This window comes from Methylobacterium sp. J-077, assembly GCF_022829365.1.
Classification (GTDB): domain Bacteria; phylum Pseudomonadota; class Alphaproteobacteria; order Rhizobiales; family Beijerinckiaceae; genus Methylobacterium.
In genome coordinates, this window is the sequence record NZ_JAKSYJ010000122.1 from 59,102 (window position 1) to 85,173 (window position 26,072).

Sequence of the window (26,072 nt, forward strand, 5' to 3'; positions counted from 1 at the left end):
CGTCCCGGGCCGCAGCGTCTTGTGCACCGCTTTCAGGGACTTGCCTCGCACGCCGCTCGCCCGGAGGCAATTGCCCGTTGGGCGAGGATAGTTATCCGAGGATGATCAGCCCGGCGAAGCCCAGGGCGCCGACGATGATCCGCCACCAGGCGAACAGCCGGAACCCGTGGCGGGACACGTAGTCGAGCAGCACCCGGACCACGAACAAGGCCGAGATGAACGACACGACGAAGCCGATCACGATCAGGCCGACATCGTTGCTCGACAGGAATTTGTAATTGTCGAACAGGTCTTTGGCGAAGGCGCCGGCCATGGTCGGCATCGCGAGGTAGAAGGAGAACTCGGTGGCGGAGCGCTTATCGGCGCCCATCAGCATCGCGCCGACGATGGTGGCGCCCGAGCGCGACACGCCCGGGATCATGGCCAGGCACTGGAAGATGCCGATCTTGAAGTCCATCGGCAGGGTGAAGTCGTAGACGTCGGTCTTCTTCACCTCGAGGTCGGTATCGTCGATCACGAGCAGCACCAGGCCGCCGGCGACCAGGGTCGCGCACACGATCCACGGGTTGAACAGGTAGGCCTTGATCACCTTCGAGAAGAGGCCGCCGATGATCGCCGCCGGCAGGAACGCCACCAGGATGCCGATCACGAAGCGGCGCGCCTGCGGGTTGGTCGGCAGCGCGGTGGCGATGCCGATCAGCCGGCGGAAATACACCGCCAGGATCGCCAGGATCGCCCCGAGCTGGATCAGCACCTCGAAGGTGTTGTTGGGCGAGTGGAAGCCGATGAAGTGGCCGACCAGGAGCTGGTGACCGGTGGACGAGACCGGGATGAACTCGGTCGCGCCCTCCACCAGGGCGAGCAGGACCGCCTTGCCGATGCTTACCGGATCCATTGTCGAGCCTCGCGCCGCGGGCGCGCGACAGCCCTGGGTGAGCGCGTCGCGAACCATGGGAAAATTGCGCCCGGAGGCTTCGCCCATCAGGGTTGACGGGCAGTTACCGGAACAGGCAGCGCGTGTTAAGGGCTCGGCAACGATCGAGCAATAACGCTCGTTCTGAAGTCCTGCGCGCCGAAGTTCTGCGCGCCTGGGCCGACGACCGGCGCGGGACTGGCCGCGTCGTCAGACCGAGCAGTCCTGACGGCCAATGGCGACCCTCTACCACTTCCCCTTCTGCGCGAATTCCCGGTTCATCCGTCTCGTGCTCGCCGAGATGGGCCTGGAACCGACGCTGTTCGAGGAGCGCCCCTGGGAGCGCCGCGACGATTTTTTGCTGATCAATCCGGCCGGGTCGACGCCTGTGCTGTTGGAGCAGACCGGCCTGGTCGTGCCGGGTGCCGGGGTCATCGCCGAGTATCTCGACGAGACGCGCGGCCTCGGCCTCTCCGGGCGGCGGATGCTGCCGGACGACACGGTGGAGCGGGTCGAAGTCCGGCGCCTCCTCGACTGGTTCCTGATCAAGTTCGACTCGGAGGTGACCAGCTACCTGGTCAACGAGAAGATTTCGAAGCGCTTCATGTCGGCGCACGAAGGCGGCGGTCCGCCCGACATGAACGCGATCCGGGCGGCGCGGACCAATGTGCGCTACCACCTCAAATATATAGGCTACCTGATCGCTCGGCGGCGCTGGATCGCCGGTGACAACCTGACCTATGCCGATCTCGCGGCAGCCGCCCATCTCTCCTGCGCCGACTATCTCGGCGACGTCCCGTGGGACGAAGACGAGATGGCCCGCAACTGGTATGCTCGGATCAAGTCGCGGCCCTCGTTCCGGGGGCTGCTGGCCGACCGGGTGGCGGGCATGCCGCCGGCGGCGCATTACGCGGATCTGGATTTCTGAGCCCAAGCCTGAGCCCACGACGGATCTATTTCGGCGCCGATCTGCGCCGCCTCGTCGAGGCGCGGGCGCAGCATCTCGGCTTCTGTGGGCTTCGGATCACCCGACCTGATCGGCTGCCCGACTTGCCCGGCCGCCTGTCGCGCTGGCTTGGCGAGGGTGCCCACGGCACAATGGACTGGATGGAGGAGCGCGCCGACCAGCGCGCCAGCCCGGTCGGCTTGTGGCCCGGCCTGCGCAGCATCCTGGTGCTCGCCATGAGCTACCGTCCGGACGACGACCCGCTTGACCTCACCACGCGAACCGACCGGGGCGCCATTGCAGCCTACGCGCGGCGCCGGGATTATCACGAGGTTTTGAAAGGCAAGCTCAAGGAACTCGGCGGCTATCTGTCCGCCAAGGGCGACGTCCGGGTGAAGGTCTTCTGCGACACCGCCCCGGTGATGGAGAAGACTCTGGCTGAAGCTGCCGGGCTCGGCTGGCAGGGCAAGCACACGGTGCTGCTCTCTCGGGAGCACGGCAACTGGCTGCTGCTCGGCGCGATCTACACCAGCGCCGAGTTCGAGCCCGACGCACCCGGGCGCGACCGGTGCGGCTCCTGCCGCGCGTGCCTGGACATCTGCCCGACCGACGCCTTTCCCGCGCCCTACCGCCTCGATGCCCGGCGCTGCATCTCGTACCTGACCATCGAGCATGCCGGGCCGATCGCGGAGGAATTCCGGACGGCGATCGGAAACCGGGTGTTCGGCTGTGACGATTGCTTGGCTGTCTGCCCCTGGAACAAGTTCGCGCGCAAAGCCGCCGATGCCCGGCTGGCCGCCCGGGCGGATCTCGGAGCGCCTGCGTTGGCGGATCTGGCCGAACTCGATGATGCGTCCTTCCGAAAGCTGTTCGCCGGCACGCCGGTGAAGCGAACCGGCCGGGACCGATTTCTTCGGAATGTGATGATCGCAATCGGCAATTCCGGCGATCCGGACCTCGCGGATGCTGCGGTTGGCCGCCTCGGCGATGCTTCGCCGTTGGTGCGTGGCATGGCGGTATGGGCCTGTGGCCTGCTGCTGGAGCCGGACGCCGTGCAGGCGTTGCATCGACAGCACGAGCCTACCGAAACGGATTCACATGTGCGCGACGAGTGGTTCGCCGCGACCGCCTTGACGGACACCCGGACCGGCGAGACATCCCCGGCATGAATCTCTTCGTCTTCGGGCTCGGCTTCACCGGCCGCCGTTTCGCCGAGCGGGCGCGCGATCGCGTCCTGACCGTGCGCGCCACCGTCACCGATCCGGCGAGCGCGGCACGCCTCGCCGCCGAGACCGGCTTCACGATGCGGGCGTTCGGGCCGGATGCCGACGATCCCCGCATCGCCGACGACCTCGCCGACACGGACGCCCTCTTGGTTTCGGCGCCGCCCTCCGAGCAGGGCGATCCGGTGCTGCGGCGCTACGCGGAGGCGATCTCGGCGAGCCGGATCGGCTGGATCGGCTATCTCTCGACCATCGGCGTCTACGGCGACCAGGGCGGCGCCTGGATTGACGAGACCACGCCGGCCGCACCGCGCAGCGCCCGGTCGACGGTCAGGGTCGAAGCCGAAGCGGCTTGGCTCGAACTCGGGGCCCGGAGCGGCAAGGCCGTGCAGGTGTTCCGGCTCTCGGGCATCTACGGGCCCGGGCGCAACCCGATCGTGAAGCTGCGCGAGGGCCGGTCCCAGCGCATCGTGAAGGCGGGCCAGGTCTTCAACCGCATCCATGTCGACGACATCGCCACGACGCTGCTGGCGTCACTGGACCGCCCGCGGCCGGGCGCCGTCTACAACGTCACCGACGACGAGCCGACGCCGCCGCAGACCGTGACCGAGCACGCTGCCGCGCTCGCCAACCTGCCGCTGCCCCCGGAGATCGATTTCGAGACCGCCGACCTGTCGCCGATGGCGCGCAGTTTCTACGGCGAGAACAAGCGGGTGCGGAACCGGCTGATCCGGGACGAGCTCGGCGTCAGGCTGGCCTATCCGACCTATCGCGAGGGGCTCGCCGCGCTGAAGGACCAGGCCTGATCAGGCTTCGAGGTGCCGCGGCCGGATGAGGCGGCGGAGCAACCCGCCCCGCGGCCCGGCGAGCATCGAGACGAGGTAGAGCGCGCCGGCGGCCAGCACGATGGCCGGGCCGCTCGGCAGGTCGAGCTGGTAGGACAGGCTGAGGCCGGACACGCTGGCGATGACTGCGATCAGCATCGAGACCGGGATCAGGCCTCCGAGATCCCGCGCCCAGAACCGGGCCGCCACCGCCGGCAGCAGCATCAGCCCGACGGCCAGTAGGGTCCCGAGCGCCTGGAAGCCGCCCACGAGGTTCACCACCACCAGCGCGAGGAAGGCGAGATGCACCGGGCCGCCGGTGCGGCTCACCGTGCGCAGGAACAGCGGATCGACGCACTCGATCACCAGCGGCCGGTAGATCGCCGCGAGCGCCACCAGGGTCAGGGTGCTGATACCGCCGAGCAGGATCAAGGCGGCATCGTCGAGCGCCAGGACCGAGCCGAACAGGAAGTGCATCAGGTCGATCTGCGAGCCGCGCAGGGACACCAGCAGCACGCCAGCGGCGAGCGAGATCAGGTAGAAGGCCGCGAGGTTGGCATCCTCGCGCACGACGGTCGCCCGGGTCACCGCGCCGGCGAGGAGCGCCACCGCGAGACCGGCCACCAGACCGCCGAGGGTCATGGCCGGCAGCGACAGGCCGGCGACCAGAAAGCCCGCCGCGGCGCCGGGCAGGATCGCGTGGCTCATCGCGTCGCTCATCAGGCTCATCCGGCGCAGGGTCAGGAACACCCCGACCGGCGGCGCCGAGACCGACAGCGCCAGGCAGCCCGCCAGCGCCCGACGCATGAAGCCGAACTCGACGAAGGGCGCGAGGATCGGCCCGAACGGATCGATCACGCGGCGTCCTCGTGGTGATGGTGGCTGTCGGGGCCGTGATCATGCCCGTGCGCGCTGGCCGTCCGGGGGCCGACACAGATCGCTGCGCCCTCGTCCCAGGCCTCGGAGAGGTTGCGCGCGCGCGCCAGGTTCTCTGCGGTCAGGACCCGCGCGGTCGGGCCCCAGGCCACGGGTTCACGGGCGAGCAGGAGCGTCGTCGGGAAATGCTCGCGCACCTGCGCGAGATCGTGCAGGGCGGCGATAACGGTGCGGCCCTGGCCGTGCCAGAGCCGGATCAGCGCCAGCAGGTCCTCGACGGTTCGGTTGTCGATGCCGGTGAACGGCTCGTCGAGGAGCACCACCGGGCAATCCTGCAGAATCAGCCGGGCGAACAGAGCCCGCCGGAACTGGCCGCCCGACAGGGTGCTGATCGGCCGCGCCTCGAAGCCGCCGAGCCCGACCGTGTCGAGGGCCGCGCCGATCTCCGGCCGCCACCGCTCCAAACTGCGCCAGGACCCGGCCTTCCGCCACAGGCCCATGCCGGCCAGATCCATGACGCTCAGCGGGAAGCTGCGGTCGATCTCGTCGGCCTGGGGCATGTAGGCGAGGTCACCGGCGCGCTCGATCTGCCCTTCCAGGCAGGGGATCTCGCCGGCCATCCCCTTGAGCAGGGTCGACTTGCCGGCGCCGTTCGGCCCGACCAAGGCCAGCAGGTCGCCGGCGCGCACGGCCCCGTCGAGGTGGTGGACCGCCGGATGCCGATCGTAGCCCAGGGTCAGGCCGACCAGGCGGATCGGATCCGGTGTCGTGGGTCCGATGCTCATGCGGCGAGCGCCCAGGCGATCACCAGCCAGACCAGGGCTGACAGTGCCATCGCGAGGGCGAGGCGCGGGCCGATGCCGCTGCGGAACAGGGATCGCGACACCGCTCGGCGTGGACTTGAGATGATGGGCAAGACGTCCTCGTCGCGCGCTCGGGCCGGCGCGGGGACCTTTCGGGCTACTGGTGCGGTCCGGGGCGGCGGTGATACACTGTAACAAACCCGCCGGACAACCGCCGGCTTTCCGGTTGGAGACATCATGCACCGTCACGAGGGTCACGACGCGTGCGAGACGGGACTCGGCGGCATGCTCGCGCGGGCGGAGGCGGTCTGCCGCGAGCGCGGGCTGCAATTCACGCCCCTGCGCCGCGAGGTGATGGAGGCAGTGGCCGAGGCCGGCAAGGCCCAGGGCGCCTATGACATCGCCGAGAAGCTCAGTGCGCCGGGCAGGCGCGTTGCGCCGGTCTCGGTCTACCGCGCCCTCGATTTCCTGATGGAGAACGGCTTGGTCCACCGGATCGCGAGCCGCAACGCGTTCATTCCCTGCGCCCACGGGCACGCCCCGGGCGAAGGAGTCGTCTTCCTGATCTGCCGCAAGTGCGGCGGGGTCGACGAAGCCTCGTCGGAAGAGCTGGAGGATGGTCTCGACCGGACCCTGAAGCGGGCGGGCTTCACCCCGGCCCACAGCATCCTAGAGGTCGAGGGTGACTGCGGCGCCTGCAGGGAGCGCCAGCAAGCCGGCTGAAACCTCAGCGTGCGTTCTTGTAGGCCCGGCGCGAGACGATCGTCTGGATCATGATCTGGATGTCGAACCAGACCGACCAGTTGTCGATGTAGTGCAGGTCGCAGGCGACGCGCCGCTCCATGTCGAGGTCGGTCAGGGTCTCGCCGCGATAGCCGTTGACCTGTGCCCAGCCGGTGATGCCGGGGCGCACGTTGTGGCGCCTCGCGTAGAGGGCGATCCGACGCTCGAAGCTGCGGTCATGCGCCAGGGCGTGGGGGCGCGGGCCGACGAGAGACATCTCGCCCTTGAGGACGTTGAGCAACTGGGGCAGCTCGTCGAGATTGGTCCGCCGCAGGATCGCGCCGACCTGGGTGATGCGGCTGTCGTTGCGGGTCGCCTGCTTGAACACCGTGCTCGCATCCGCCCGCATCGACCGGAACTTGAAGACGCCGAAGGGCTGCTGGTTGAAGCCGTAGCGCCTCTGGCGGAAGAAGACCGGGCCGGGGCTGTCGAGCTTGATCGCCACGGCGATGGCAGCCAGCAGCGGCGACAGGGATACCAGGGCGATCGCCGCCACCGTCAGGTCGAGGGCGCGTTTCAGCACGATCTCGGCGACGTTGAGCGGCCGGCGGCCGATATTGATGCCGGAGACGCCGCCGACCCGGGCGACCTGCATGTCGGGGAACCGGTCGAGGACGCTGCCCGGACGGAGATGCAGGGCGGAGGGCACCCGCAGGAACGCGTCGATGCAGCGCTCGATCTCGGCGGTGTCGGTCCACGGCACCAGCACGAAGACGTCGTCCGGGCGCAGGAACCGCACCACCGACACGGCGAGGTCGAGATCCTCCTGGAGCTGGTCGTGGCGCGACACAGTGTCGGCGCCCGGATCGACCCGGCGCAGGTAGCTGGTCCCGACGATCCGGGACCCGAGCTGGTCGGCCTCGTGGCTGGCATAGAACCGGGCGATGTCCTCCTCGTAGCCGACCAGATGGACGCGGCTGGCGGAGGCCGAACCGGAGGCGAGGCTGCGGCGGACCAAGCGGGTCGCCACGGTGCGGGTCGCCAGCAGAGCGGGCAGGCCGAGCAGGAACGCCGTGATCGAGACGATGCGCGAGTAGTCGTTGGTCGTCTTGGTGAGGAAGCCGACCACCAACACCGCCGCCCAGGCAACCAGCCAGAGCGACGCCATGCGCTGCACGTTCAGCTTCTGCGCCATGATGCCGTCGAGGCTGTAATCCTCCCGCAGCGCGTTCGTGGCGACCATGATGGCGCCGAGCAGGGCCGCGAGGCGCAGGCTGCGGAAGCCGGTCACCCAGATGCTGTCGCCCGCGAAAACGACCTGATAGCCGAACTCGACCGCCAGGATGACGGCGAGGATCGCTGCGATGTCGGCCAGAGCCAGCGACGACGACAAGGCAATCCGCGCGAACGCCCGACCGCGACGCGGCAGAAGCGCGGACCACACGCTGCGACGGCGTTCGGCCGAGGTCGGCAAAGCTTGAAACGTCTCCGGAACCCGTTCGTGAAACATCTGGCCCGCCACGTCCCGGTTTGATCGGACTTTGTCCCGGTCTGAAACACGAAAGATTTCAGCGCCGGCATCTGCCGATGACGGAGCAAGGGGTGAGCCGCGAAGTCCGGTGGTTCGGCCGCTTCGGAATGGGCGGTGATTTATGCGAACGTCCGGCCGCGGGCAATACATGGTAAATGCTGAGTCACCGAAATACAGACACAAGCCGTTCGCCCAGGCTCGACGGCCCGATACCAGCAGTTGCGTTGTAATGTTCGAATCTTGCTGGACGGTTGCATTCCCTTGGAACGCGAAGCTTGGCCGATACCGCGGCGGTCGCCCCTGGGGCCTCATCCCGAACGGTGTTGGCCGGCTTTCGGGAGGCGATGATGCCCGACCGGAATCATCGCGCATCGGCGGCACGAGCTGCCCACGCCGGTCACCGCATCCCCAAACAGGAAAGCGCCCGCAGCCGATTCGGCAGCGAGCGCCCTGATGATGGCCAGTCGTGGTGTCAGACGGCGTCGGCCTGCTGCCGGACCTCGCCGGCGCCACCGACGGTCTGCACCATCTCGAAGCCCTCGAATTGCGGATGGCCGAGATACAGCGGCTTGGTCGAGGGCGCCCGGCTATGCGCCTTGCGGAACTGCTCGGAGCGCGTCCATGCCTCGAACTCGGCGCGCGAGCGCCAGACCGTGTGCGAGGCGTAGAGGACGTGGTCCTCGTGCTCGGGCCCGCGCAGCAGATGAAACTCGACGAAGCCTTCCATCTCGCCGAGGTGGCTGTCTCGGCCGAGCCAGACGGCCTCGAAGTCCTCGGTCGCATCCTTAACGACCTTGAAGCGATTCATCGCGATAAACATGATGCTCTCCGTTGAAAGGTTTGATCTAGGCCCTGAACCCCGCCCAGGCGAGCCCTGCTGCGGCGACGCGGCCCGCTGGATGGACTGCGCACAGTTCGCCGATCGACATTTCCGCAACAATGTTTCGAAGATACGTCAGGTTAAACCACAAGATGTAGACTTAGACTTGCGGAGCTTAACAACTTCGTGTCCAATTGCCTGACGGTTCGTATTGTGTCGCAGTCGGGCTGCTGACCGACTGCTATAGCGTTCACCGTCGATGCGGTTTCTTGGTCGACGCAAAAGAGCGGATCACAATAAGGGCTTGGCGGTAGTCGATTGCAATGCGAGCGGCCGCTGCTCTAGCGTGTGGCACCACACTTCAGGTGTAGACGGGATATGAGATTGAGGGTCGGACGGTGAAGCGGCGCGATGGCGAGGCGAGAACACCGGATCCGCAAGGAGAGGCTGTTCAGGCTGCGGAAAAGGATGCGAACAGTCCGATGATGCCGAAGCAGACCACCGACGTGGATCGTCTGGTGGGTATTCGCATCACCGCTTTGCGGAAGGCGCGAGGCCTGAGCCAGACCGCCCTCGGCAATGCCGTCGGCGTCACGTTCCAGCAGGTTCAGAAATACGAGAAGGGCCAGAATCGGGTCGGTGCCGGCCGGCTGCGCGAGATCGCGCGCCTGCTCGAAGTGCCGGTCTCGGCCTTCTTCGAGGAGAGCGAGCCCCGCGAGAACGCTCAGGAGGACGTGTTCGGCTTCCTCAGCGCCCACGGGGCGATCGAGTTGCTCCGCGCCTACGCGCTGATCGAGGACGAGCAGATGCGCCGGGATGTCCTGGCGCTGGTCCGCAGCGCCGCACGCCTTGCCCAGGCTCGCAGCGCACCTCCGCCGGCGGATCCCGCCTGATCGGTTGCGATTGTGGGATCGATGCAGCGCTTCACGAGCAGGCCGATCGTGGAGCGCTATTTGTTCGAGGCATGCCGTTGAGATGGCGGTTCACGCCTCGTCCGCCGCGATGAGGTGGAAGAAGCTCCCGCCTACGAAGCCGACCTGGTGACCGGCCAGGCCGTGATCGGTGCCTTCCGCGTCGGTGACGCGGGCCAGGGCATCGGTACCGGCGGCAGCCGGCGAGAGCTCGCTGGCGTAGTGGAATTCGTGGCCCACAACCCGCGCACCCTGCCGGCCCAGGGGACCGTCGCTACAGAGGTGCGCGACGCGATAGCCGAGATGCAGCTTTCGCTTGCGGTATGAGGTCGCGACCGGGAGCAGGCCCGCCATGGCGTGCGTAGTGCCGTCGGCGTCCTCCAGGGTGCGCCCGAGAACCATGTAGCCGCCGCACTCGCCGTGGATCGGACGCGTGGCCGCGAAGGCGCGCAGACCGTCGAGAAACCGGCCGGCCGCCGCGAGCCGGCCCGCATGCAGTTCCGGATACCCGCCCGGGAGCCAGCAGGTGTCGCAATCCTCCGGCGGCGCCTCGTCGGCCAGCGGCGAGAACGGCACGATCTCGGCCCCGGCTAGGCGCCAACCGGCTTCGAGATGCGGATAGAGGAAGCTGAACGCCGCGTCCCGGGCGACCGCGATGCGCTGCCCGGGCGGGCGCGGCAGCACGCCGGCCGAGGCTAAAGCGCCGCCCCCCGCGCAGGCGAGCACGGCGTCGAGGTCGATGCCGGCTTCGGCGAGGTCGGCCAGCCGGTCGAGGCGCGCTTCGAGGTCGGCCGTCTCGCCGGCCTGGACCAGCCCGAGATGACGCTCGGGCAGGACCAACTCAGCATCGCGCATCAGCACGCCGAGGACCGGCAGCCCGACGCGCTCCATGCCGGCCTCCACCAGCCGCCGGTGGCGCGCGCTCGCGACCTTGTTGAGGATCACGCCCGCGAGCCGGATCCGCGGGTCGTAGAGCTTGCAGCCCAACGCGACGGCGGCGGCCGTTTGCGCCGCTCCGGAGACGTCGACCACCAGCACCACCGGCCAGCCGTAGCGGGCGGCGATGTCGGCATTCGCCCCGGTCCGGCTCTCCGCCGCCCGGACGCCGTCGAACAGGCCCATCGAGCCTTCCGCGACCACGAGGTCGGCCTGCGCGGCGGTCTCGCCCGCCAGCGCGTCGAGGAGGCCGGGCGCCATAGCGAAGCTGTCGAGATTGAAGCTCGGCTGGCCGGTCGCCGCGTGGTGGAAAGCCGGATCGATATAGTCCGGCCCGCATTTCGCGCCCCGGACGCGCAAACCCCGCCGGGTCAGCGCCCGCATCAACGCCAGCGTGACGGTGGTCTTGCCCGAACTCGATCGCGGAGCCGCGACCAGGAGGCCGGGGGCGCTCATACCGCGCTCCCCACGGTTCCGCCCGGCCGGTAGCGCCGGTCGTAATCGGGCGCGTAGAGGGCGCTCTCGCGAAAATCGGAGGCAGCGAGCGCCGGCCCGACGAGGATCAGGGCGGTGCGTTCGAGCCCGGCCTCGGCGACCAGCGCCGGCAGGCCGGCGAGGTCGCCGATCAACGCCCGCTCGTCCGGCCAGGAGGCGCGGAACACGGCCGCGGCGGGGCAGGAGGCGCCGTAGAGCGGGATCAGCTCGGCCGCGACCCTGTCCACGACGTGGATCGAGAGATGGATCGCCAGCGTCGCCCCGGTCGTCGCGAAGGCCGCCAGGGTTTCCCGCTCCGGCATCGCGCTCGCCCGGCCCGATGTACGGGTCAGGACCACGGATTGCGACACGCCCGGAACGGTCAGCTCCCGGCGCAGCATCGCGGCCGCGGCCGCAAAGGCCGGGACGCCGGGCGTGACGGTGTAGGCGATACCGAGGCGGTCGAGCCGGCGCATCTGCTCGGCGAGCGCACTCCAGATCGACAGGTCGCCCGAATGAAGACGCGCCACGTCCTGCCCGCGCGATTCCGCAGCCTCGATCTCGGCGATGATCGCGTCGAGGTCCAGGGGCGCGGTATCGACGATGCGGGCGCCCGGCGGGCACCAGCCCAGGATCTCGGGCGCAACCAGGGAGCCGGCATAGAGGCAGACCGGGCAGGCGGCGATGCGGTCGCGGCCGCGCACTGTGATCAGGTCGGCGGCGCCCGGTCCGGCGCCGATGAAGTGGACGGTCATGCTGGCCGCGCGTTGTGTTGCGGGATCGCGAGGGCGCAGGTCGCGCCGGCGCTGGCGATGCGGGGCAGGGCGAGGCGGCTCTCCGGCCCGGCCGCCGCTAGCGCCGCTGCCTCGGCCAAGGAACCGACCCCGCGCAGGCGCTCGATCCGGGCGGAGCGCGTGACGATTTTCGCGTCGCAGGCTTCCAGGGCCGCCGCCTCGACCGGGCACGGCGCCAGGCCGTATTGCGCCGCGGCCTGGCGGATCGACGGTTCCGTGGCCCGGTCGGCGGCGGTCGCGATGGCCACGAGATCGGCGCGGGCGGCGCCGACCGCGCCCAGCGCGCGGGTGATCAGTGCGGCGATCTCGTCTGCGTCGGTGCCGCGGCGAAACCCGATCCCAGCCACGAGTTGCCCGCTCATGGCTTGGTCCAGGCCCATTGGGTCACCGGCATCGCCGGCCTCCAGCCGTGCAGGCCACCGACCGGGCTGGCCCGATCGATCGAGAATCGCCGCAGGCTGCCGCCATGGTCCGCGAAGGCGGCAAGCAGCGCCGCCTCGCCCTGCAGCGTCACCGCGTTGGCGACGCAGCGCCCCCCCGGCCGCAGAGCCGCGAGCGCCGCTGCCAGGATTCCCGGCTCCGAGACGCCGCCGCCGATGAAGACCGCGTCCGGGGCGGGCAGGCCGGCGAGCGCCGACGGCGCCGCACCCGTGATCACCGTCAGTTCCGGAACGCCCAGAGTCCGCGCATTGAAAAGAATCCGCTCGGCCCGGTCCGGACGCGCCTCGATGGCGGTGGCGCGCAGGCTCGGGTGCCGCAGCATCCACTCGATGGCGATGGAGCCCGCGCCGGCCCCGACATCCCAGAGATGCAGGCTCGGATGCGGGCGCAGGGCCACCAGCGTCAGGGCCCGGATCTCGGCCTTGGTGAGCTGCCCGTCATTCTCGAACAGGGCGTCGTCGAGGCCTGGCGCCAGCGGCAGCGCGTGTCCCGCACCCGCGACCGCGATCGCCACGGTGTTGAGCGGGTCGATTGTCCCGAGGTCGAAGGCATCGGCGGCGGCCGAACGGATCCGCTCGCGCGGGCCGCCCATCGCCTCGAGGACGGTGACGGTCGAGGCGCCGAAGCCGCGCTCCGTCAGCAGGGCCGCCAGGGCCGCGGGCGTCGTGCCGTCCCAGGAGAGCGCGAGGAGGCGCGCGCCCGGCTGGATATGCGGGACGATCCGGGTCAGCGCCCGGCCATGCAGGGTGACGAGGCCGCATTCGGCCAGCGGCCAGCCGAGCCGCGCGCAGGCGAGGCTGAAGGCCGAGGGTTGCGGGAAGGCGCGGATCTCGGCGGGCGGCACCAGCCGGGCGATCTCGGCGCCAATGCCGTAATGGAACGGGTCGCCGGTGGCGAGGATGCAGGTCTGGGTTCCGCGGCGGGCGAGAATCTCCGGGTAAGCCTCGTGGATCGGGCTCGGCCAGGGCCGGGCTTCGGCGTCGAGGGGTGCGGCCAGGGCGAAATGGCGCCGGCCGCCATAGACAACCCGCGCGGCATCGAGCGCGGCGGCGGCGGCGGGTGCGAGCCCGGCCCGTCCGTCCTCGCCGATGCCGACGATCGACAGCCAGCGGCCGCTCGACAGGGGCTCAGCGCTCATGGACAAGGCCCCCATGACCGGCGGCGCGATGCGAATCCTGATCCTCGGCGGTACCGGGGAGGCCAGCACCCTGGCGCGGGCCCTGGCCGGCCGGGACGCATACAGCGTGACGCTGTCTCTGGCCGGCCGGACCGCCGCGCCGAAGGCCGAGCCGGTGCCGACGCGGATCGGCGGTTTCGGGGGCGCTGAGGGCCTCGCCGCTTATCTGCGCCGCGAAAACATCGAGCGCCTGATCGACGCGACGCATCCCTTCGCGGCGATCATCTCCGGCAACGCCGCCCGCGCCGCGGAGGCCGCGGGCGTGCCGCTGCTCGCGATCCGCCGGCCGGCCTGGAGCCGCGAGCCCGGCGATCTTTGGACCGAGGTCGCCAGCGTGGCGGAGGCGGTCGCCGCCCTCGGGCCGAGACCCCGGCGCGTGTTCCTGACGATCGGCCGGCAGGAGGCCGGCGCCTTCGCGGCGGCTCCGCAGCACGCGTATCTGGCGCGCACGGTCGAGCCGTTGGACGGTGCGCTGCCGGTGCCGCATCTCATCGTCATCGAGGCGCGCGGCCCGTTCGACGCGGCGGCCGAAGCGGCTCTGATGCGCGCGAACGGCACCGAGATCGTGGTCAGCAAGAATTCCGGCGGGGCGGCGACCTACGGCAAGATCGCGGCCGCGCGCAGCCTCGGGCTTCCGGTGGTGATGGTCCGCCGGCCGGAGAAGCCCGACGTTTCGAGCGTCTCCGGCGCTGCGGGCGCGCTGCGCTGGCTCGATGCCGGCGATCATGCCGAGCCCGCGACCTTGCGCGAGGTGTAGACGAAAGGCAGGCCGTCGGTCCGCGGGATCAGCCGTGTAGTCGAGGCGCCGAGGATCACCATGGTCGCCATGTCGGCCGGCACGTCCCGCGCCTCGGCGAGGGTCGAGACCCGGATCGCCTCGTCCGGCCGGCTGATCGCGCGGGCGAACATCACCGGCGTCTCCGGCGCCCGGATCCCGGCGGCGAGTTCGAGCGCCGCCCCGAGCTGCCAGGGCCGCGCGGTGGAGATCGGGTTGTAGAGCGCGATGACGAAATCGGCGCGCAGCACCGCTTCGAGGCGCGCAGTCACCACAGGCCAGGGCTTCAGGTTGTCCGAGAGCGAGAGGGCGCAGAAGTCGCCGCCGAGCGGCGCCCCGAGCCGGGCCGCGGCGGCCAGCATCGCGGTGATGCCGGGCTCCACCGTGATGGCGAGATCCCGCCAGGCGGGCTCGCCGTGCTCCACCGCCTCGAACACGGCCGACGCCATGGCGAACACGCCGGGATCGCCGCCCGACACCACCGCCACCCGCCGGCCGGACGCGGCGAGCTGCAGGGCGTGGCGGGCGCGGTCGACCTCGACACGGTTGTCGCTGGCATGCCGGATCAGGCCCGGGCGCTCGGGCACGCGGGCCACGTAGGGAAAATAGCCGACGAGATGCTCGGCAGCGTCGAGGGCCCGGCGCGCGGCCTCGGTCAGCAATCCCGCATCCCCGGGGCCGAGGCCGACCACCGTGAGGCTGCCGCGCAGATCCGAGCTCAACGCGCATCCGCCCCTGGTGTCGGCGACAGGGTCGCGAAGCCCTGACGGTCCAGCAACGTGCGCGCGCGCCTGTCGAACGAGACGAAGGTTTCGCCCCCCAGCCAGCGTCCCTCGAAGGCGATCACTCCATCCGCGAAATCGCCGCCGGCCTCCAACTGGACCAAGCCCGCTTCGATGGCGGGTCGGTTGGCGACGACGTTGCTTGCGCCGATCAGGCCACGAATGGCGGCTGCGATGTCCGGGCGCGGCATCGCATAACGGTCGCGCAGCACCCAGACCAGCTCGCACAGCGCATGCACGCCGATGGCGACCTGGGCGGCGCGCTCCATCGTCTCGACGGCCGCGATTCCCTGCGCCTCGTCGTCGTCGACGATGAGGCAAAGCAGGACATTGGTGTCGGGCGTGAGCTTCACGGCCGTTCCAGACCGGCCATGCCGGCGGCCGCGCCGGCTTCGGCGATAGCCTCATCGATCTCTTCGATCGAGTAGCGCGCGCCGTTGCCCTTACCCTTGAGCAGGCCATGCAGCTGCCGCCAGGATCCTGACGGCTGATCGGCCTTCAGCTCCGCCCGACCGTCGGGGAGCAGGTCGAGCCTGACCCTGTCGCCGGGCTTGATGCCGAGGTGGTTCAGCACGTCCTGTCCGAACGTGACCTGGCCTCGATCCGTCACCGTCAACGTCGTCACGCCGCGTCCTCCCACCCGCGAACTGTAATGCTCGCCGGCATCACAGACCAGGGACAGATATGCGCTCCTGCGCTCACGGTCGCCGCCCCTCGCCGGGCAGGAGCACCATGGAGAAGTACGGGGCTTCGTCGTCCGCCTTGTCGGCGAGCATTACCACGCGCTCGCCCGCCATGGTGCCGCGCTCGACATAGACGGCCCGGCCCAGCAGTCCGGCTGCGGTGAGTGCTGCGCGCACCTTCGGCAGGTGCCGCCCGAGCTTCATCACGACGGCGGCGTCGGTGCCGCGCAGGCGTTCGGTGAGCGCGTCCAGCGGCAGCGTCGCCGGCAGGACCGTGAGGATGTCGTCGCCCCAGGTGATCGGCGTGCCGGCCCGGGTCCAGCAGCCGGACATGCCGGTGACGCCCGGCACCACCTCCACGGGGAAGCGGTCCTTGAGGCGCCGCCACAGGTGCATGAACGAGCCGTAGAAGAACGGGTCGCCCTCCGACAGGATCGCGACATCGCGGCCGGCGCCGAGATGGTCGGCGAGCTGCCCGGCCGCGTCGTCGTAGAAGGCCGCGAGCGCCGCGACGTAGTCCGGGTGCTCCGGGTGAATCTCGGTGGTGTAGGGATAGGCCAGCGGCATCTCGCGGGCGGGGTCACGCAGGATCGCATCCGCGATCGTGCGGGCATTGCCGCGCCGCCCGCGCTTGCAGAAATGCACCAGCACTGGCGCGCGCATCAGGATGCGCTGCGCCTTCACGGTGAGCAACTCTGGGTCGCCCGGTCCCATCCCGACTCCGTAGAGGGTGCCGGTCACGGAAGCCGCGGGAATATCCTCGACGGGGGCTTCGACCCGCTCGAACCCGTCCATCACTCGACCTCGCTGGCGAGCGCGTTGATTGCCGCCGCGGTCATGGCGCTGCCGCCGCGGCGGCCGTGAACAACGACGAAGGGCACGCGGCCGTCCCGGGCCAGGGCCTCCTTCGATTCGGCGGCGCCGACGAAGCCCACCGGAATACCGATCACCGCGGCCGGGGGCGCCACGCCGGCATCGAGCAGTTCCAGCAGGCGGAACAGAGCGGTGGGCGCGTTGCCCACCGCCACGATGCTGCCCGGCAAATGCTCGCGCCACAGCTCCATGGCGGCGGCGGAGCGGGTGGTGCCGAGGTGCTTCGCGAGGTTCGGCACGCGCGGGTCGCCGAGGGTGCAGATGACGGGATTGTTAGCGGGCAGCCGCGCCCGGGTGACGCCGTCGGCAACCATCCGGACGTCGCACAGGATTGGCGCCCCCGCCTGGAGCGCCACGACGCCGGCCTCGGCGAAGCCGTCCGACATCTCTACGTCTGCGGGCAGATCGGTCATGCCGCAGGCATGGATCATCCGGACCACAACCCGCTCGGCCGCCCCCGACCAGCGCGCGAGCGAAGCCTCAGCCCGGATCATCGCGAAGGAGCGCGCGTAGATCGCGGCGCCGTCGCGGATATACTCGTAGCGGGAGGCCGTCTCCGGCTTCGAACCTGCCTGGCGCAGGGCGTTCTGGCTCGCGCTCATGCCGGTCTCCTGGTCCTCCCGAAATCCGTCCCGGTGTTCTCCGGCGCGAAGGCGGCGGCGAGCCCGACGGTCTTGGCCCTTCCTAACCGCTCCAGCACCGCCTCGATAGGGAGGTGCATCGCCGGCTTATCGCCGGGCGCGCCGCCGATGACGGCGCCGTAGGAGCCATTCCGGCCGACGAGGGTGAGGTCCGCCGGACCCGGCCGGGCGCAGCCCTTGGTGCAGCCGGAGACATGCGCGGAACGCCCGTCCGCGGCGAGCGGCGCGAAGATCTCCGCGAGACGTGCGGCATCCTTGAGCGTCGGCGTCGACCCGGAGGCGCAGGCCGGCGCGCCCGTACAGGCGGCGACGCTGCGCCGCGGATCGTCGGGTGCGACGATGAAGTCCTCGGCCAGCGCCATCAGACCTGCGGGTGACGGAGCCTGAAGCGGCAGCAGCACGAAGCCGCGGGCCGGTGAGAGGCGAATTTCCCCGGCCCCGAGGCGGGAGGCGCAGTCCACGAGCCTGTCTAGGGCATCGGCCGTGCAGCGACCGAACGGCGCATCCACGGTAAGGACGGATTGGCTTGGCGCCAGCCATTCAACACTGGCCCGCGGCGAGAAGGGCACCGCACGTCGCGAGACGACACCGTGCCCCCTCTCCCGCACGGGAGAGGGGACCTGCGGCTGCATCTCAAGACGGACGGCAACTGCCAACGCGCTGCGGTCTTCCGGCGAAAGATCGCGCATCCGTCGCAATCCGGTTCGGGCGAAGGCCTGCAGCAGCGTTGCGATCGCGGCCGGCGCCTCCTCCGCGGCACAGGTGACGAGATCGCGAAAGCCCTGCTCTGCGGCGACCGCGATCCCGACGCCGCCCGCGGCACGAGGAAAAACATAGGCATCGCCGTCCGGCATCTCCGCCGCCGGACGCCCTGCGACCACCACCAGGGTCTTGGCCGGGAGCCCCGGCACCGCCAGCCCCGCCGCCTCGATAGCGCGGGCGAGGGCCGGCACGTCGAGTGACTCGCTGGGGTCGTGGCCGGCCAGGGGGCTGGTCAGCGTCAGGCGCTGCGGGCCGCCATCGCTGCGCGTATCGCCGAGGCCGGCCGCTTCCAGCAGGTGGGCGAGCGGCGCGCGCGTCGCCTCCGAGACGCCGCGGATCTGAAGATTGGCCCGGGCGGTGAGATCGAGATGGCCATTGCCGAAGCGGCGTGCACCCTCGGCCACCGCACGGGCCTGCGGCAGGCTCAGGATCCCCAGCGGCGGGTGCACCCGCGCGAGCAGGCCGTCGCCGGTAGGCATCGGCCGGCTGAGCCCGGGGCACCAGCCCCGGCGGGTCGGCGCCTCGGGCAGGCTGCGGCGATGGGCCGGAGCGCTCATTCCGCGGCCTCCGGCATCAGCGCGTCGGCGGGCAGCGCGTTGCGCCGGCTGTGCCACAGGCCGCGGTCGCGGGCCTCGTCGAACCGCTCCAGGATCGCCCGGGTGGCGGCGGGGTTGGCGGTGCGAAGCTGGTCGAACACGTCGGGGTCGGCGATCCAGGCGGCGTAGAGCCGGTCGAACCCGGCATCGGTCACGGCGTCGCTCGCTGCGGCGAGCACGAACACGGCGTCGAGGCCCTGGGCCAGCTCCTGCGCGCCGCGGTAGCCGTGGCGGAGCTGTGCCGCGATCCAGCGGGGATCGGCCAGGCGCCCGCGGATCAACCGGGCCGCGTCCTCCCGGGCGGTGCGGGCCTTGGGGCGCTCGGGAATCGAGACGTCGAGGCTGTAGAGGGCGGGGCTGCCGCCCCGGAGCGCGGCCGCAGCCGCGAACCCGCCCATGGCGTCCACCGCGGCATCGCCGTCGAACAGGTCGCGCTCGGCCACGTCGAAGGCGTGCAGGTAGGCGTCCGCCGCCGCGACACGGTCGCCGAACGTCGCGTCCGGGCCCTCCCGATCGCCGTAGGCGTGGCTGCTCGCGGCGAGGTAGGCGCGTCCGAGATCGGCCCGGCTGTCCCAGGCACCGTCGAGGGCGGTGGCGGCGGTGCCGGCGCCATATTGGCCAGGGGCGGAACCGTAGACCCTGGCGGTGGTCTCGCCCCGGCGCCGGGCCGCGGCCAGGGGATTTTCGGAATCCTCCTCGTCCCGCTCGGCCACTGCGCGGGCGGCCCGGTCGAGCAGCGCCAGCGTGTCCGGGAAGGTGTCGCGGAACGCGCCCGAGACGCGCGCCGTCACGTCGATGCGCGGCCGGTCGAGCATGGCGAGCGGCAGCACCTCGAAGCCGGTGACCCGCGTGCTGGCGTGGTCCCAGACCGGTCGCACGCCCATCAGCGCGAGCGCGTGGGCGACATCCTCGCCGCCGGTGCGCAGGGTCGGGGAAGCCCAGAGGTCCATGACGATCCGGGCCGGGTATTCACCCTCGTCCTGGAGATAGCGCGTCACCACCGAGGCGGCGGCCCGCTCGCCCAGCAGCGCGGCGGCGCGGCTCGGGATCGCCCGGGGATCGAGGGTTGCGAGGTTGCGCCCAGTCGGCAGCACGTCGGCGCGGCCGCGGGACGGCGAGCCCGCGGGACCCGGCGGCACGAAGCGCCCGTCCAACGCCGCGAGCAAGCCCGCACGCTCGCCGGCGGCGCTCGCGACGACCGCCTCCGGGGCATTGTGGTGGGCACGGCCGAAGACGTGCAAACCGTCGCGGAACGTCGTCTCGCCGAGGTCGCAGAGATGCGCGTCGAGGCGGGTCAGCGCTTCCTCCATTGGCGTGTCCGGGCCGATGCCGGCGCCGTCGAGCAGCCCGGCCGCCTCTGCATCTTCCAGGATCGCACTGGCGATCAGGCCGGCCCGGCGCGGGTCGAGCACGCTGGCGGCGGAATACTCTTCCACGAGCTCGCGCAGGCGCCCGGCCTCCGGGGACAAGGCGTGCAGGGTGGTGTCCGGGGTGAGATGGCCAAGCGCGATCCCACCCAGCCGGCGCTTGAGCGGGGCAGCCTCGCCGGGATCGTCGACGATGAACGGGTAGATCACCGGCAGCCCGCCGACGCAGAGCGCCGGGAAGCAGCCGGGCGACAGCGCCACCGCCTTGCCGGGCAGCCATTCGGTGGTGCCGTGCGTGCCGAGCTGCACCAGCGCGTCGAACCGGCGGCGCAGCCCGAGGTGGAACGCCAGGTAGGCGTGGGTCGGGACGCGGTCGGGGTCGTGATAGCCGGCCTTGCGGTCGGGATCCCGGCCGCGGTCGGGCTGGAGGAAGCACGCAAGTTTCCCTCCCCCCTTTGCGGGGGAGGGTGGCCCTCGAAGGGGGTCGGGAGAGGGGGCGACGGCGCAGGAAAGGCTTCGGCCTTCAAACCTGCTCCGCGCCGTCCTGAAGCCGCGCTCCCCTCTCTCGACCCGGCCTGACGGCCGCCCCCCTCCCCCGCAGAGGGGGGAGGGAGCACGCGCGATTCCTCTGAGACCCCGGCCTTCGATGTGCAGCCGCGACACGGCGATCTTCGCGTCGCACCCGGTTCCCGGCCGCCCGAGGCCGTGATAGCAAGGCCGCACGATCCCGTGAGCGGTCGGCCTGGTGGCCGGCCCGCGTGGTTCGGCGGAGTTTTCGCGTCCTCCTGCCCGGCCCTCCGGGCCCCATGAGCCGACCCGCGAAACGCCGGCCACGCCCGAGCCTCCGACATTCCGCATGAGCCAGACCTTCGCACCCGGCGTAGCACCCCAGCCCGTGCCCGCGGCCTCCGACGCCCCGCCCGAGTCCGCCCCGGCGGCCGGGGAGACCGCCGGCACCGGCCCGATGCAGGGGCCGGCCCCCGGCGGCGCCCTCGACGCCCCCGAGAAGGCCGAGACCCGGCACGGCCATGCCGGCTTCTGGACCCTGCTGGTCGGCTCCGTCGGCGTCGTCTACGGCGACATCGGCACCAGCCCGCTCTACGCCTTCCGCGAGGCGCTGGTCCCGGCCCGTACCGACGGCATCCTGCTGCCCGAGGAGGTGATCGGCACCGTCTCGCTGATCCTCTGGGCGCTCTTCCTGATCGTGACGGTGAAGTACGTCGCGATCCTGCTGCGCATGGACAACAACGGCGAGGGCGGCATCCTCTCGCTGATGGCGCTGGCCCGCAAGGCGCTCGGCGGCTCGCGGATCGTGTTCATGCTCGGGCTGCTCGGCGCCTCGCTGTTCTACGGCGACGCGGTGATCACCCCGGCGATCTCGGTGCTGTCGGCCGTGGAGGGGCTGAAGCTCGTCACCCCGGCCTTCGACGATTACGTGCTGCCGATCACGGTGACGATCATCGTCGCCCTGTTCCTCGTGCAGAACCGCGGCACCGCCAAGGTCGCCGCCTTCTTCGGGCCGATGACCATCGTGTGGTTCGTCGCGATGGCGCTGGCGGCCCTGCCGCATATCGGCCTGCACCCGGAGGTGTTCCGCGCGATCAACCCCTGGTACGCGGTGCATTACCTGCTCGGCCACGGCACCGGGGCGCTGGTGGCGCTCGGCGCGGTGTTCCTGGCGGTGACCGGGGCCGAGGCCCTGTTCGCCGATCTCGGGCATTTCGGCCGCAAGCCGATCCAGGTCGCCTGGGTCTGCCTCGTCTTCCCGGCGCTCGCCCTGAACTACCTCGGCCAGGCGGCCCTGGTGCTGGAGAAGCCCGACACCGCCGACCCGTTCTTCCAGCTCGTCCCGGCCTGGGGCCTCCTGCCGATGGTGGTGCTGGCGACGCTGGCCACCGTGGTGGCGAGCCAGGCGGTGATCACCGGGGCGTTCTCCCTGTCCCGTCAGGCGATCCAGCTCGGCCTGCTGCCGCGGCTCGAGATCCGCCACACCTCCGAATCGCATGCCGGCCAGATCTACCTGCCGCAGATCAACGGGCTGCTGATGATCGGCGTCGTGCTGCTGGCGGTGCTGTTCAAGACCTCCTCGTCGCTGGCCTCGGCCTACGGCATCGCGGTGACCGGCACGATGCTGCTCACCGCCGCGATGACCTTCCTGGTGATCTGGCGGATGTGGGGCTGGTCGCCGGTGGCCGCCGCCCTGGTGATGCTGCCGTTCATCGTGCTGGAATTCCTGTTCCTGCTCTCCAACCTGATCAAGGTCGTGGAGGGCGGCTACGTGCCCCTGATCCTGGCCGGCGGCCTCGTCGTGCTGATGTGGACCTGGGTGCGCGGGGTCACGATCCTGTTCAACAAGACCCGCAAGACCGACGTGCCGCTGGTCGAGCTGGTCGGCATGCTGGAGAAGAGCCCGCCTCACCATGTGCGCGGCACCGCGGTGTTCCTGACCAGCGACCCCGAGATCGCCCCGGCCGCGCTGCTGCACAACCTGAAGCACAACAAGGTGCTGCACGAGAAGAACGTGATCCTCACCGTCGAGACGGTGGACACCCCGCGCTCGAACGAGGCCGACAAGGTCCGGATCGAGCCGGTGGGGCCGCACTTCTTCCGGGTGGTGATGAAGTTCGGCTACATGGAGACGCCGAACATCCCAAAAACCCTGGTGCTGCTGCGCCGCCAGGGCTTCAAGTTCGACATCATGGCGACGTCGTTCTTCCTGTCCCGCCGCTCGATCCGCCCGGCGACCCATTCGGGCATGCCGCTCTGGCAGGACCGCATCTTCATCACCCTCGCCAAGAACGCCAACGACGCGACGGACTTCTTCCAGATCCCCACCGGGCGGGTGGTCGAGGTCGGGACGCAGGTGACGGTGTAGGGGCGATCCTGATCGCGCGCGGGAGACAGCGGGTTTCCAAAGGGCTCAGCCCTTTGGCGGGGTTCGGGGGCGGAGCCCGGAGGCTTGCAGGGCTCCCGTGGAGCAGCGTGCCTCGGCAGTCTACTCGTGCCGACTATGTTCGTCATCTCAGCGACTCGGCAGCACAAATTTCCATTTCAGAGTCCCTGGAAGAGGCAATCCTTTCAGGGAACCCGCATGTGCGCCGCCGCACGCGGCATGTCCCGGGCGCGGGCCTCCGGCGGCGTGCCGCGTCCACCTTGCGTTGCACAAGTCTCCCGGGGTGGATTAAAATTCTTCCACTTCCGAACCCAGAGGCCCGTTCGCTGGGTTGGCCCGTCATAGCCGACGCGTGGACCAGAAGATCGGTCGGCGCCGCCGGCTTGGCCCGGACCCGATTGAACGCCGTTCCGGCGTCGCCAGACAGGATAGATCGATGATCAAACTCACCGTGAACGGGGCTGCGCGCAGCTTCGACGGCGATCCCGACATGCCGCTGCTGTGGTACCTGCGCGACGAGCTGGGCCTCACCGGCACCAAGTTCGGCTGCGGCGTGTCGCTGTGCGGGGCCTGCACGATCCATCTCGGCGGCGCGGCGACCCGCGCCTGCATCACGCCGATCTCGGCGGCCGCCGACCAGGAGGTCGTGACCATCGAGGGCCTGTCGCCCGACGGCAACCACCCGGTGCAGGTGGCCTGGCGCGATCTCAACGTCGCCCAGTGCGGCTACTGCCAGTGCGGCCAGATCATGCAGGCCGCCGCGCTGCTCAAGGATACGCCGAAGCCGTCCGACCAGGACATCGACGACACGATGAGCGGCAACATCTGCCGCTGCGGCACCTATCCGCGCATCCGCGCGGCGATCCATCAGGCCGCAGGCCAGACGGCCCCCGCCGGCAAGGGAGAGCGCCTGTGATCCACGACGCCCAATTGATGGCCGAACTGGCCGCTCAACCGACCGCCAAGCCGGTGCTGGCCAATGTCAGCCGCCGCGGCATCCTCGGCGGCGCCGGCGCCCTGGTGCTGGCCCTGTCCCTGCGCGACGCCCGCGCCGACGAGGGTCAGACCGCCGAGCAGAAGGCCCAGAAGTTCGGCGCCGACGGCATGCCGCATGGCTGGCGCGACGACCCGAAGATCTTCGTGTCGATCGCCCCGGACGGCACCGTCACGGTGACCAACCACCGCTCCGACATGGGCCAGGGCGTGCGCACCTCCGTGGCGCTCACCGTCGCCGACGAGCTGGAGGCCGACTGGCCGAAGGTGAAGGTGGTCCAGGCCTGGGGCGACGAGGAGCGCTTCGGCAACCAGGACACGGACGGCTCGCGCTCGCTGCGCCACTTCTTCCAGCATTTCCGCCATGCCGGCGCCGCCGCGCGGCTGATGCTGATCGAGGCCGCCGCCAAGCAATGGGGCGTCCCGGCCTCCGAGGTGACGGCTTCCAACCACACCCTGACGCACGCCAAGTCCAAGCGCAGCCTCGGCTACGGCGCCGTGGCGCAGGCGGCCTCCGAGCTGCCGGTGCCCACGAACGTCACGCTGAAGAACCCGAAGGATTTCCGCTACATCGGCATCGGCAAGATCGGGCCGATCGACAATTTCGACATCACCACGGGCCGGGCCGTCTACGGCCTCGACACCAAGCTCGACGGGATGCTGTACGCGGTGGTGGCCCGGCCGGCGGTCTATGGCGGCAAGGTCAAGTCCTTCGACGACAGCGAGGCCAAGAAGGTCGCGGGCGTCGTCAAGATCTTCAAGATCGACGGCGGCGAGATCCCGAGCGAGTTCATGCCCTTGGGCGGCGTCGCGGTGGTCGCCAAGAACACCTGGGCGGCCCTGAAGGCGCGCGACGCCCTCAAGATCACTTGGGATGACGGCCCGAACGCCGGCTACGACACCGACGTGTTCCGCAAGGAGCTCGAGGCCGCTGCGCGCAAGCCCGGCAAGGTGGTACGCAACCAGGGCGACGTCGACGGCGCGATGGCCAAGGCCAAGACCAAGGTCGAGGCCGAGTATTTCGTGCCCCACCTCGTCCAGGCCCCCATGGAGCCCCCGGCCGCCGTGGCCCGGGTCAAGGACGGGTTCTGTGAGGCCTGGGCCTGCACGCAGGGTCCGCAGGCGGCTAACGACCGCCTGATGAAGGCGCTCAAGCTGCCCGACGACAAGGTCAAGGTGAACGTGACGCTGCTCGGCGGCGGCTTCGGCCGCAAGTCCAAGCCGGATTACGTGGTCGAGGCGGCGCTGTGCTCGCAGGCGGTGGACGGCGCGCCGGTCAAGCTCGCCTGGACCCGCGAGGACGACATCCACCACGGCTACTACCACACGATCTCGGTGGAGCACCTGGAGGCCGGCCTCGACGAGAAGGGCATGCCGGTGGCCTGGCTGCACCGCTCGGTGGCGCCGACGATCGGCTCGATCTTCGCGCCCGATCCGAAGCACGAGCTGCCGTTCGAGCTCGGCATGGGCCTGGTGAACACGCCGTTCAACCTGCCAAACGCCCGGATGGAGAACCCGGAGGCCGCCGCCCATGTCCGGATCGGCTGGTTCCGCTCGGTCTCGAACATCCCGCACGCCTTCGCGATCCAGTCCTTCGTGTCGGAGCTGGCGCACGCCGCCGGCCGCGACCCGAAGGAGTACCTGCTGGACCTGATCGGCCCGGCCCGGAAGATCGACCCGACCTCGATCGGCGACGTCTGGAACCACGGCGAGGACCCGAAGCTCTACCCGATCGATACCGGCCGCCTGCGCGGCGTGATCGAGGCCGTCGCCAAGGGCGCCGGCTGGGGACGGGAGATGCCCAAGGGCCGCGGCCTCGGGATCGCCGGCCACTACAGCTTCGTCACCTACACGGCGGTGGCCGCGGAGGTGGAGGTCGACGACAAGGGCCAGGTGAAAGTGCACGCCATCGACATCGCGGTCGATTGCGGGCCGCAGGTCAACCCGGAGCGCATCCGGTCGCAGATGGAAGGCGCCGTGGTCATGGGGATGGGGCTCGCCCTCACCTCCGAGATCACCTTCAAGCAGGGCCGGGCGCAGCAGAACAACTTCGACGGCTACGAGATCATCCGGATCGACGCCGCCCCGAAGGTGGTCCGCGTGCACTTGGTGCCGACCGGCTCCTATGACGGCCCGCTCGGCGGCGTCGGCGAGCCCGGCGTGCCTCCCGTGGCGCCCGCCATCGCCAACGCGGTCTTCGCCGCCACCGGCCGGCGCGTGCGGCAATTGCCGATCCGCGACCAGCTCAGCGTCTGAACCGCGCTCCCTCGCGACGCGTTGGGGGACCGGGGACCTGATCCCCGGCCCCCCGCTAT

The 26,072-nt window shown here is 70.5% G+C and carries 24 protein-coding genes and 1 pseudogene; 9 read left to right on the forward strand and 16 right to left on the reverse strand.

Features of this window, described 5'->3' with window-relative positions; all coding sequences use genetic code 11:
- Nucleotides 1-91: 91 nt before the first annotated feature.
- On the reverse strand, nt 92-895 hold the full coding sequence (locus MKL11_RS15655) for an undecaprenyl-diphosphate phosphatase (protein ID WP_243944983.1): 804 nt from the start codon (nt 893-895) through the stop codon (nt 92-94).
- Between the two features lie 253 nt (nt 896-1,148).
- On the opposite strand from MKL11_RS15655, the gene MKL11_RS15660 reads away from it, so the two are divergent.
- Genes MKL11_RS15660 through MKL11_RS15670 form a run of 3 tightly spaced genes read left to right on the forward strand, consistent with a single transcriptional unit; the run spans nt 1,149 to nt 3,888 of the window.
- Nucleotides 1,149-1,841, forward strand: coding sequence for a glutathione S-transferase family protein (locus tag MKL11_RS15660; protein WP_243944984.1), 693 nt, complete (start codon nt 1,149-1,151; stop codon nt 1,839-1,841).
- A 41-nt stretch (nt 1,842-1,882) separates the two neighbouring features.
- Entirely contained in the window at nt 1,883-3,028 is a 1,146-nt protein-coding gene (gene queG / locus MKL11_RS15665; RefSeq protein ID WP_279600528.1) for a tRNA epoxyqueuosine(34) reductase QueG, read from the forward strand.
- Complete coding sequence (locus tag MKL11_RS15670) at nt 3,025-3,888, forward strand: SDR family oxidoreductase (RefSeq protein ID WP_243944986.1); 864 nt, start codon at nt 3,025-3,027, stop codon at nt 3,886-3,888. Before queG ends, MKL11_RS15670 begins: the two co-directional genes overlap by 4 nt.
- Here the strand turns inward: MKL11_RS15670 and MKL11_RS15675 are convergent, their stop codons facing one another.
- Nucleotides 3,889-4,713, reverse strand: a complete 825-nt coding sequence (locus MKL11_RS15675; protein ID WP_243945051.1) for a metal ABC transporter permease — start codon at nt 4,711-4,713, stop codon at nt 3,889-3,891. It lies immediately after the preceding gene.
- A 47-nt stretch (nt 4,714-4,760) separates the two neighbouring features.
- Nucleotides 4,761-5,567, reverse strand: coding sequence for a metal ABC transporter ATP-binding protein (locus MKL11_RS15680; protein WP_243944988.1), 807 nt, complete (start codon nt 5,565-5,567; stop codon nt 4,761-4,763).
- Between the two features lie 255 nt (nt 5,568-5,822).
- Here MKL11_RS15680 and MKL11_RS15685 point away from each other — a divergent pair, with 255 nt between their 5' ends.
- A complete protein-coding gene (locus MKL11_RS15685; protein WP_243944990.1) occupies nt 5,823-6,308 on the forward strand; it encodes a transcriptional repressor in 486 nt (161 codons plus the stop codon).
- A 4-nt stretch (nt 6,309-6,312) separates the two neighbouring features.
- On the opposite strand, the gene MKL11_RS15690 is transcribed toward MKL11_RS15685, so the two are convergent.
- Together MKL11_RS15690 and MKL11_RS15695 are read right to left on the reverse strand one after the other, a co-directional pair.
- Complete coding sequence (locus tag MKL11_RS15690; RefSeq protein ID WP_243944991.1) at nt 6,313-7,818, reverse strand: undecaprenyl-phosphate glucose phosphotransferase; 1,506 nt, start codon at nt 7,816-7,818, stop codon at nt 6,313-6,315.
- A gap of 493 nt (nt 7,819-8,311) precedes the next feature.
- Nucleotides 8,312-8,659, reverse strand: a complete 348-nt coding sequence (locus tag MKL11_RS15695) for an antibiotic biosynthesis monooxygenase family protein (RefSeq protein WP_243944992.1) — start codon at nt 8,657-8,659, stop codon at nt 8,312-8,314.
- A 482-nt stretch (nt 8,660-9,141) separates the two neighbouring features.
- On the opposite strand from MKL11_RS15695, the gene MKL11_RS15700 reads away from it, so the two are divergent.
- A complete protein-coding gene (locus MKL11_RS15700) occupies nt 9,142-9,552 on the forward strand; it encodes a helix-turn-helix domain-containing protein (protein WP_243944994.1) in 411 nt (136 codons plus the stop codon).
- 90 nt (nt 9,553-9,642) lie between these two features.
- Here MKL11_RS15700 and MKL11_RS15705 read toward each other — a convergent pair whose 3' ends face one another.
- From MKL11_RS15705 to cbiE, 4 genes are read right to left on the reverse strand one after another with little or no spacing between them, the layout of a single operon-like run.
- Nucleotides 9,643-10,962, reverse strand: a complete 1,320-nt coding sequence (locus MKL11_RS15705) for a cobyrinate a,c-diamide synthase (RefSeq protein ID WP_243944995.1) — start codon at nt 10,960-10,962, stop codon at nt 9,643-9,645.
- Nucleotides 10,959-11,735, reverse strand: a complete 777-nt coding sequence (gene cobM, locus MKL11_RS15710) for a precorrin-4 C(11)-methyltransferase (RefSeq protein WP_243944997.1) — start codon at nt 11,733-11,735, stop codon at nt 10,959-10,961. The genes MKL11_RS15705 and cobM overlap by 4 nt, the downstream gene beginning before the upstream one ends.
- Nucleotides 11,732-12,136 (reverse strand): cobalamin biosynthesis protein, encoded by a 405-nt coding sequence (locus tag MKL11_RS15715; protein ID WP_243944999.1) that lies wholly within the window; start codon nt 12,134-12,136, stop codon nt 11,732-11,734. The genes cobM and MKL11_RS15715 overlap by 4 nt, the downstream gene beginning before the upstream one ends.
- On the reverse strand, nt 12,133-13,353 hold the full coding sequence (gene cbiE, locus MKL11_RS15720; RefSeq protein WP_243945001.1) for a precorrin-6y C5,15-methyltransferase (decarboxylating) subunit CbiE: 1,221 nt from the start codon (nt 13,351-13,353) through the stop codon (nt 12,133-12,135). Before cbiE ends, MKL11_RS15715 begins: the two co-directional genes overlap by 4 nt.
- Between cbiE and MKL11_RS15725 the strand changes: the two genes are divergently transcribed.
- Nucleotides 13,352-14,149 (forward strand): cobalt-precorrin-6A reductase, encoded by a 798-nt coding sequence (locus MKL11_RS15725; protein WP_243945003.1) that lies wholly within the window; start codon nt 13,352-13,354, stop codon nt 14,147-14,149. The two genes, cbiE and MKL11_RS15725, sit on opposite strands and share 2 nt — an antisense overlap.
- Here MKL11_RS15725 and cobJ read toward each other — a convergent pair.
- The 7 genes and pseudogenes from cobJ to MKL11_RS15760 all read right to left on the reverse strand — a co-directional run.
- Nucleotides 14,116-14,877, reverse strand: a complete 762-nt coding sequence (gene cobJ / locus MKL11_RS15730; RefSeq protein WP_243945053.1) for a precorrin-3B C(17)-methyltransferase — start codon at nt 14,875-14,877, stop codon at nt 14,116-14,118. The genes MKL11_RS15725 and cobJ overlap by 34 nt on opposite strands.
- 8 nt (nt 14,878-14,885) lie before the next feature.
- On the reverse strand, nt 14,886-15,302 hold the full coding sequence (locus MKL11_RS15735) for a type II toxin-antitoxin system VapC family toxin (RefSeq protein WP_243945006.1): 417 nt from the start codon (nt 15,300-15,302) through the stop codon (nt 14,886-14,888).
- On the reverse strand, nt 15,299-15,574 hold the full coding sequence (locus MKL11_RS15740; protein ID WP_243945008.1) for an AbrB/MazE/SpoVT family DNA-binding domain-containing protein: 276 nt from the start codon (nt 15,572-15,574) through the stop codon (nt 15,299-15,301). Before MKL11_RS15740 ends, MKL11_RS15735 begins: the two co-directional genes overlap by 4 nt.
- A gap of 73 nt (nt 15,575-15,647) precedes the next feature.
- Nucleotides 15,648-16,427, reverse strand: coding sequence for a precorrin-2 C(20)-methyltransferase (locus MKL11_RS15745; protein ID WP_243945011.1), 780 nt, complete (start codon nt 16,425-16,427; stop codon nt 15,648-15,650).
- Nucleotides 16,427-17,107: a precorrin-8X methylmutase gene (locus MKL11_RS15750; RefSeq protein WP_243945013.1), complete on the reverse strand. Its 681-nt coding sequence runs from the start codon at nt 17,105-17,107 to the stop codon at nt 16,427-16,429. Before MKL11_RS15750 ends, MKL11_RS15745 begins: the two co-directional genes overlap by 1 nt.
- Nucleotides 17,104-18,465, reverse strand: coding sequence for a precorrin-3B synthase (gene cobG / locus MKL11_RS15755; protein ID WP_243945015.1), 1,362 nt, complete (start codon nt 18,463-18,465; stop codon nt 17,104-17,106). Before cobG ends, MKL11_RS15750 begins: the two co-directional genes overlap by 4 nt.
- Nucleotides 18,462-20,318, reverse strand: a pseudogene (locus MKL11_RS15760) (cobaltochelatase subunit CobN); the annotation flags it as partial. The pseudogene MKL11_RS15760 and the gene cobG, both read right to left, overlap by 4 nt.
- A 409-nt stretch (nt 20,319-20,727) precedes the next feature.
- On the opposite strand from MKL11_RS15760, the gene MKL11_RS15765 reads away from it, so the two are divergent.
- The 3 genes from MKL11_RS15765 (at nt 20,728) to MKL11_RS15775 (ending at nt 26,013) form a co-directional block, all read left to right on the forward strand.
- Nucleotides 20,728-22,746 carry a potassium transporter Kup gene (locus MKL11_RS15765; RefSeq protein ID WP_243945017.1) on the forward strand — a complete coding sequence of 673 codons (2,019 nt, stop codon included), beginning with the start codon at nt 20,728-20,730 and terminating at the stop codon, nt 22,744-22,746.
- Nucleotides 22,747-23,200: 454 nt separating this feature from the next.
- Nucleotides 23,201-23,680, forward strand: a complete 480-nt coding sequence (locus tag MKL11_RS15770) for a (2Fe-2S)-binding protein (RefSeq protein WP_007560376.1) — start codon at nt 23,201-23,203, stop codon at nt 23,678-23,680.
- On the forward strand, nt 23,677-26,013 hold the full coding sequence (locus MKL11_RS15775; protein WP_243945019.1) for a xanthine dehydrogenase family protein molybdopterin-binding subunit: 2,337 nt from the start codon (nt 23,677-23,679) through the stop codon (nt 26,011-26,013). Before MKL11_RS15770 ends, MKL11_RS15775 begins: the two co-directional genes overlap by 4 nt.
- The last annotated feature ends 59 nt before the right edge of the window (nt 26,014-26,072 follow it).

Coding starts and splice junctions, on each gene's coding strand:
- MKL11_RS15655 (WP_243944983.1), bottom strand. CDS start 895: ATGGATCCGGTAAGCATCGGCAAGGCGGTCCTGCTCGCCCTGGTGGAG.
- MKL11_RS15660 (WP_243944984.1), top strand. CDS start 1,149: ATGGCGACCCTCTACCACTTCCCCTTCTGCGCGAATTCCCGGTTCATC.
- MKL11_RS15670 (WP_243944986.1), top strand. CDS start 3,025: ATGAATCTCTTCGTCTTCGGGCTCGGCTTCACCGGCCGCCGTTTCGCC.
- MKL11_RS15675 (WP_243945051.1), bottom strand. CDS start 4,713: ATGCGTCGGGCGCTGGCGGGCTGCCTGGCGCTGTCGGTCTCGGCGCCG.
- MKL11_RS15680 (WP_243944988.1), bottom strand. CDS start 5,567: ATGAGCATCGGACCCACGACACCGGATCCGATCCGCCTGGTCGGCCTG.
- MKL11_RS15685 (WP_243944990.1), top strand. CDS start 5,823: ATGCACCGTCACGAGGGTCACGACGCGTGCGAGACGGGACTCGGCGGC.
- MKL11_RS15690 (WP_243944991.1), bottom strand. CDS start 7,818: ATGTTTCACGAACGGGTTCCGGAGACGTTTCAAGCTTTGCCGACCTCG.
- MKL11_RS15695 (WP_243944992.1), bottom strand. CDS start 8,659: ATGTTTATCGCGATGAATCGCTTCAAGGTCGTTAAGGATGCGACCGAG.
- MKL11_RS15700 (WP_243944994.1), top strand. CDS start 9,142: ATGATGCCGAAGCAGACCACCGACGTGGATCGTCTGGTGGGTATTCGC.
- MKL11_RS15705 (WP_243944995.1), bottom strand. CDS start 10,962: ATGAGCGCCCCCGGCCTCCTGGTCGCGGCTCCGCGATCGAGTTCGGGC.
- cobM (WP_243944997.1), bottom strand. CDS start 11,735: ATGACCGTCCACTTCATCGGCGCCGGACCGGGCGCCGCCGACCTGATC.
- MKL11_RS15715 (WP_243944999.1), bottom strand. CDS start 12,136: ATGAGCGGGCAACTCGTGGCTGGGATCGGGTTTCGCCGCGGCACCGAC.
- MKL11_RS15725 (WP_243945003.1), top strand. CDS start 13,352: ATGGACAAGGCCCCCATGACCGGCGGCGCGATGCGAATCCTGATCCTC.
- cbiE (WP_243945001.1), bottom strand. CDS start 13,353: ATGAGCGCTGAGCCCCTGTCGAGCGGCCGCTGGCTGTCGATCGTCGGC.
- MKL11_RS15745 (WP_243945011.1), bottom strand. CDS start 16,427: ATGGACGGGTTCGAGCGGGTCGAAGCCCCCGTCGAGGATATTCCCGCG.
- MKL11_RS15750 (WP_243945013.1), bottom strand. CDS start 17,107: ATGAGCGCGAGCCAGAACGCCCTGCGCCAGGCAGGTTCGAAGCCGGAG.
- cobG (WP_243945015.1), bottom strand. CDS start 18,465: ATGAGCGCTCCGGCCCATCGCCGCAGCCTGCCCGAGGCGCCGACCCGC.
- MKL11_RS15765 (WP_243945017.1), top strand. CDS start 20,728: ATGAGCCAGACCTTCGCACCCGGCGTAGCACCCCAGCCCGTGCCCGCG.
- MKL11_RS15770 (WP_007560376.1), top strand. CDS start 23,201: ATGATCAAACTCACCGTGAACGGGGCTGCGCGCAGCTTCGACGGCGAT.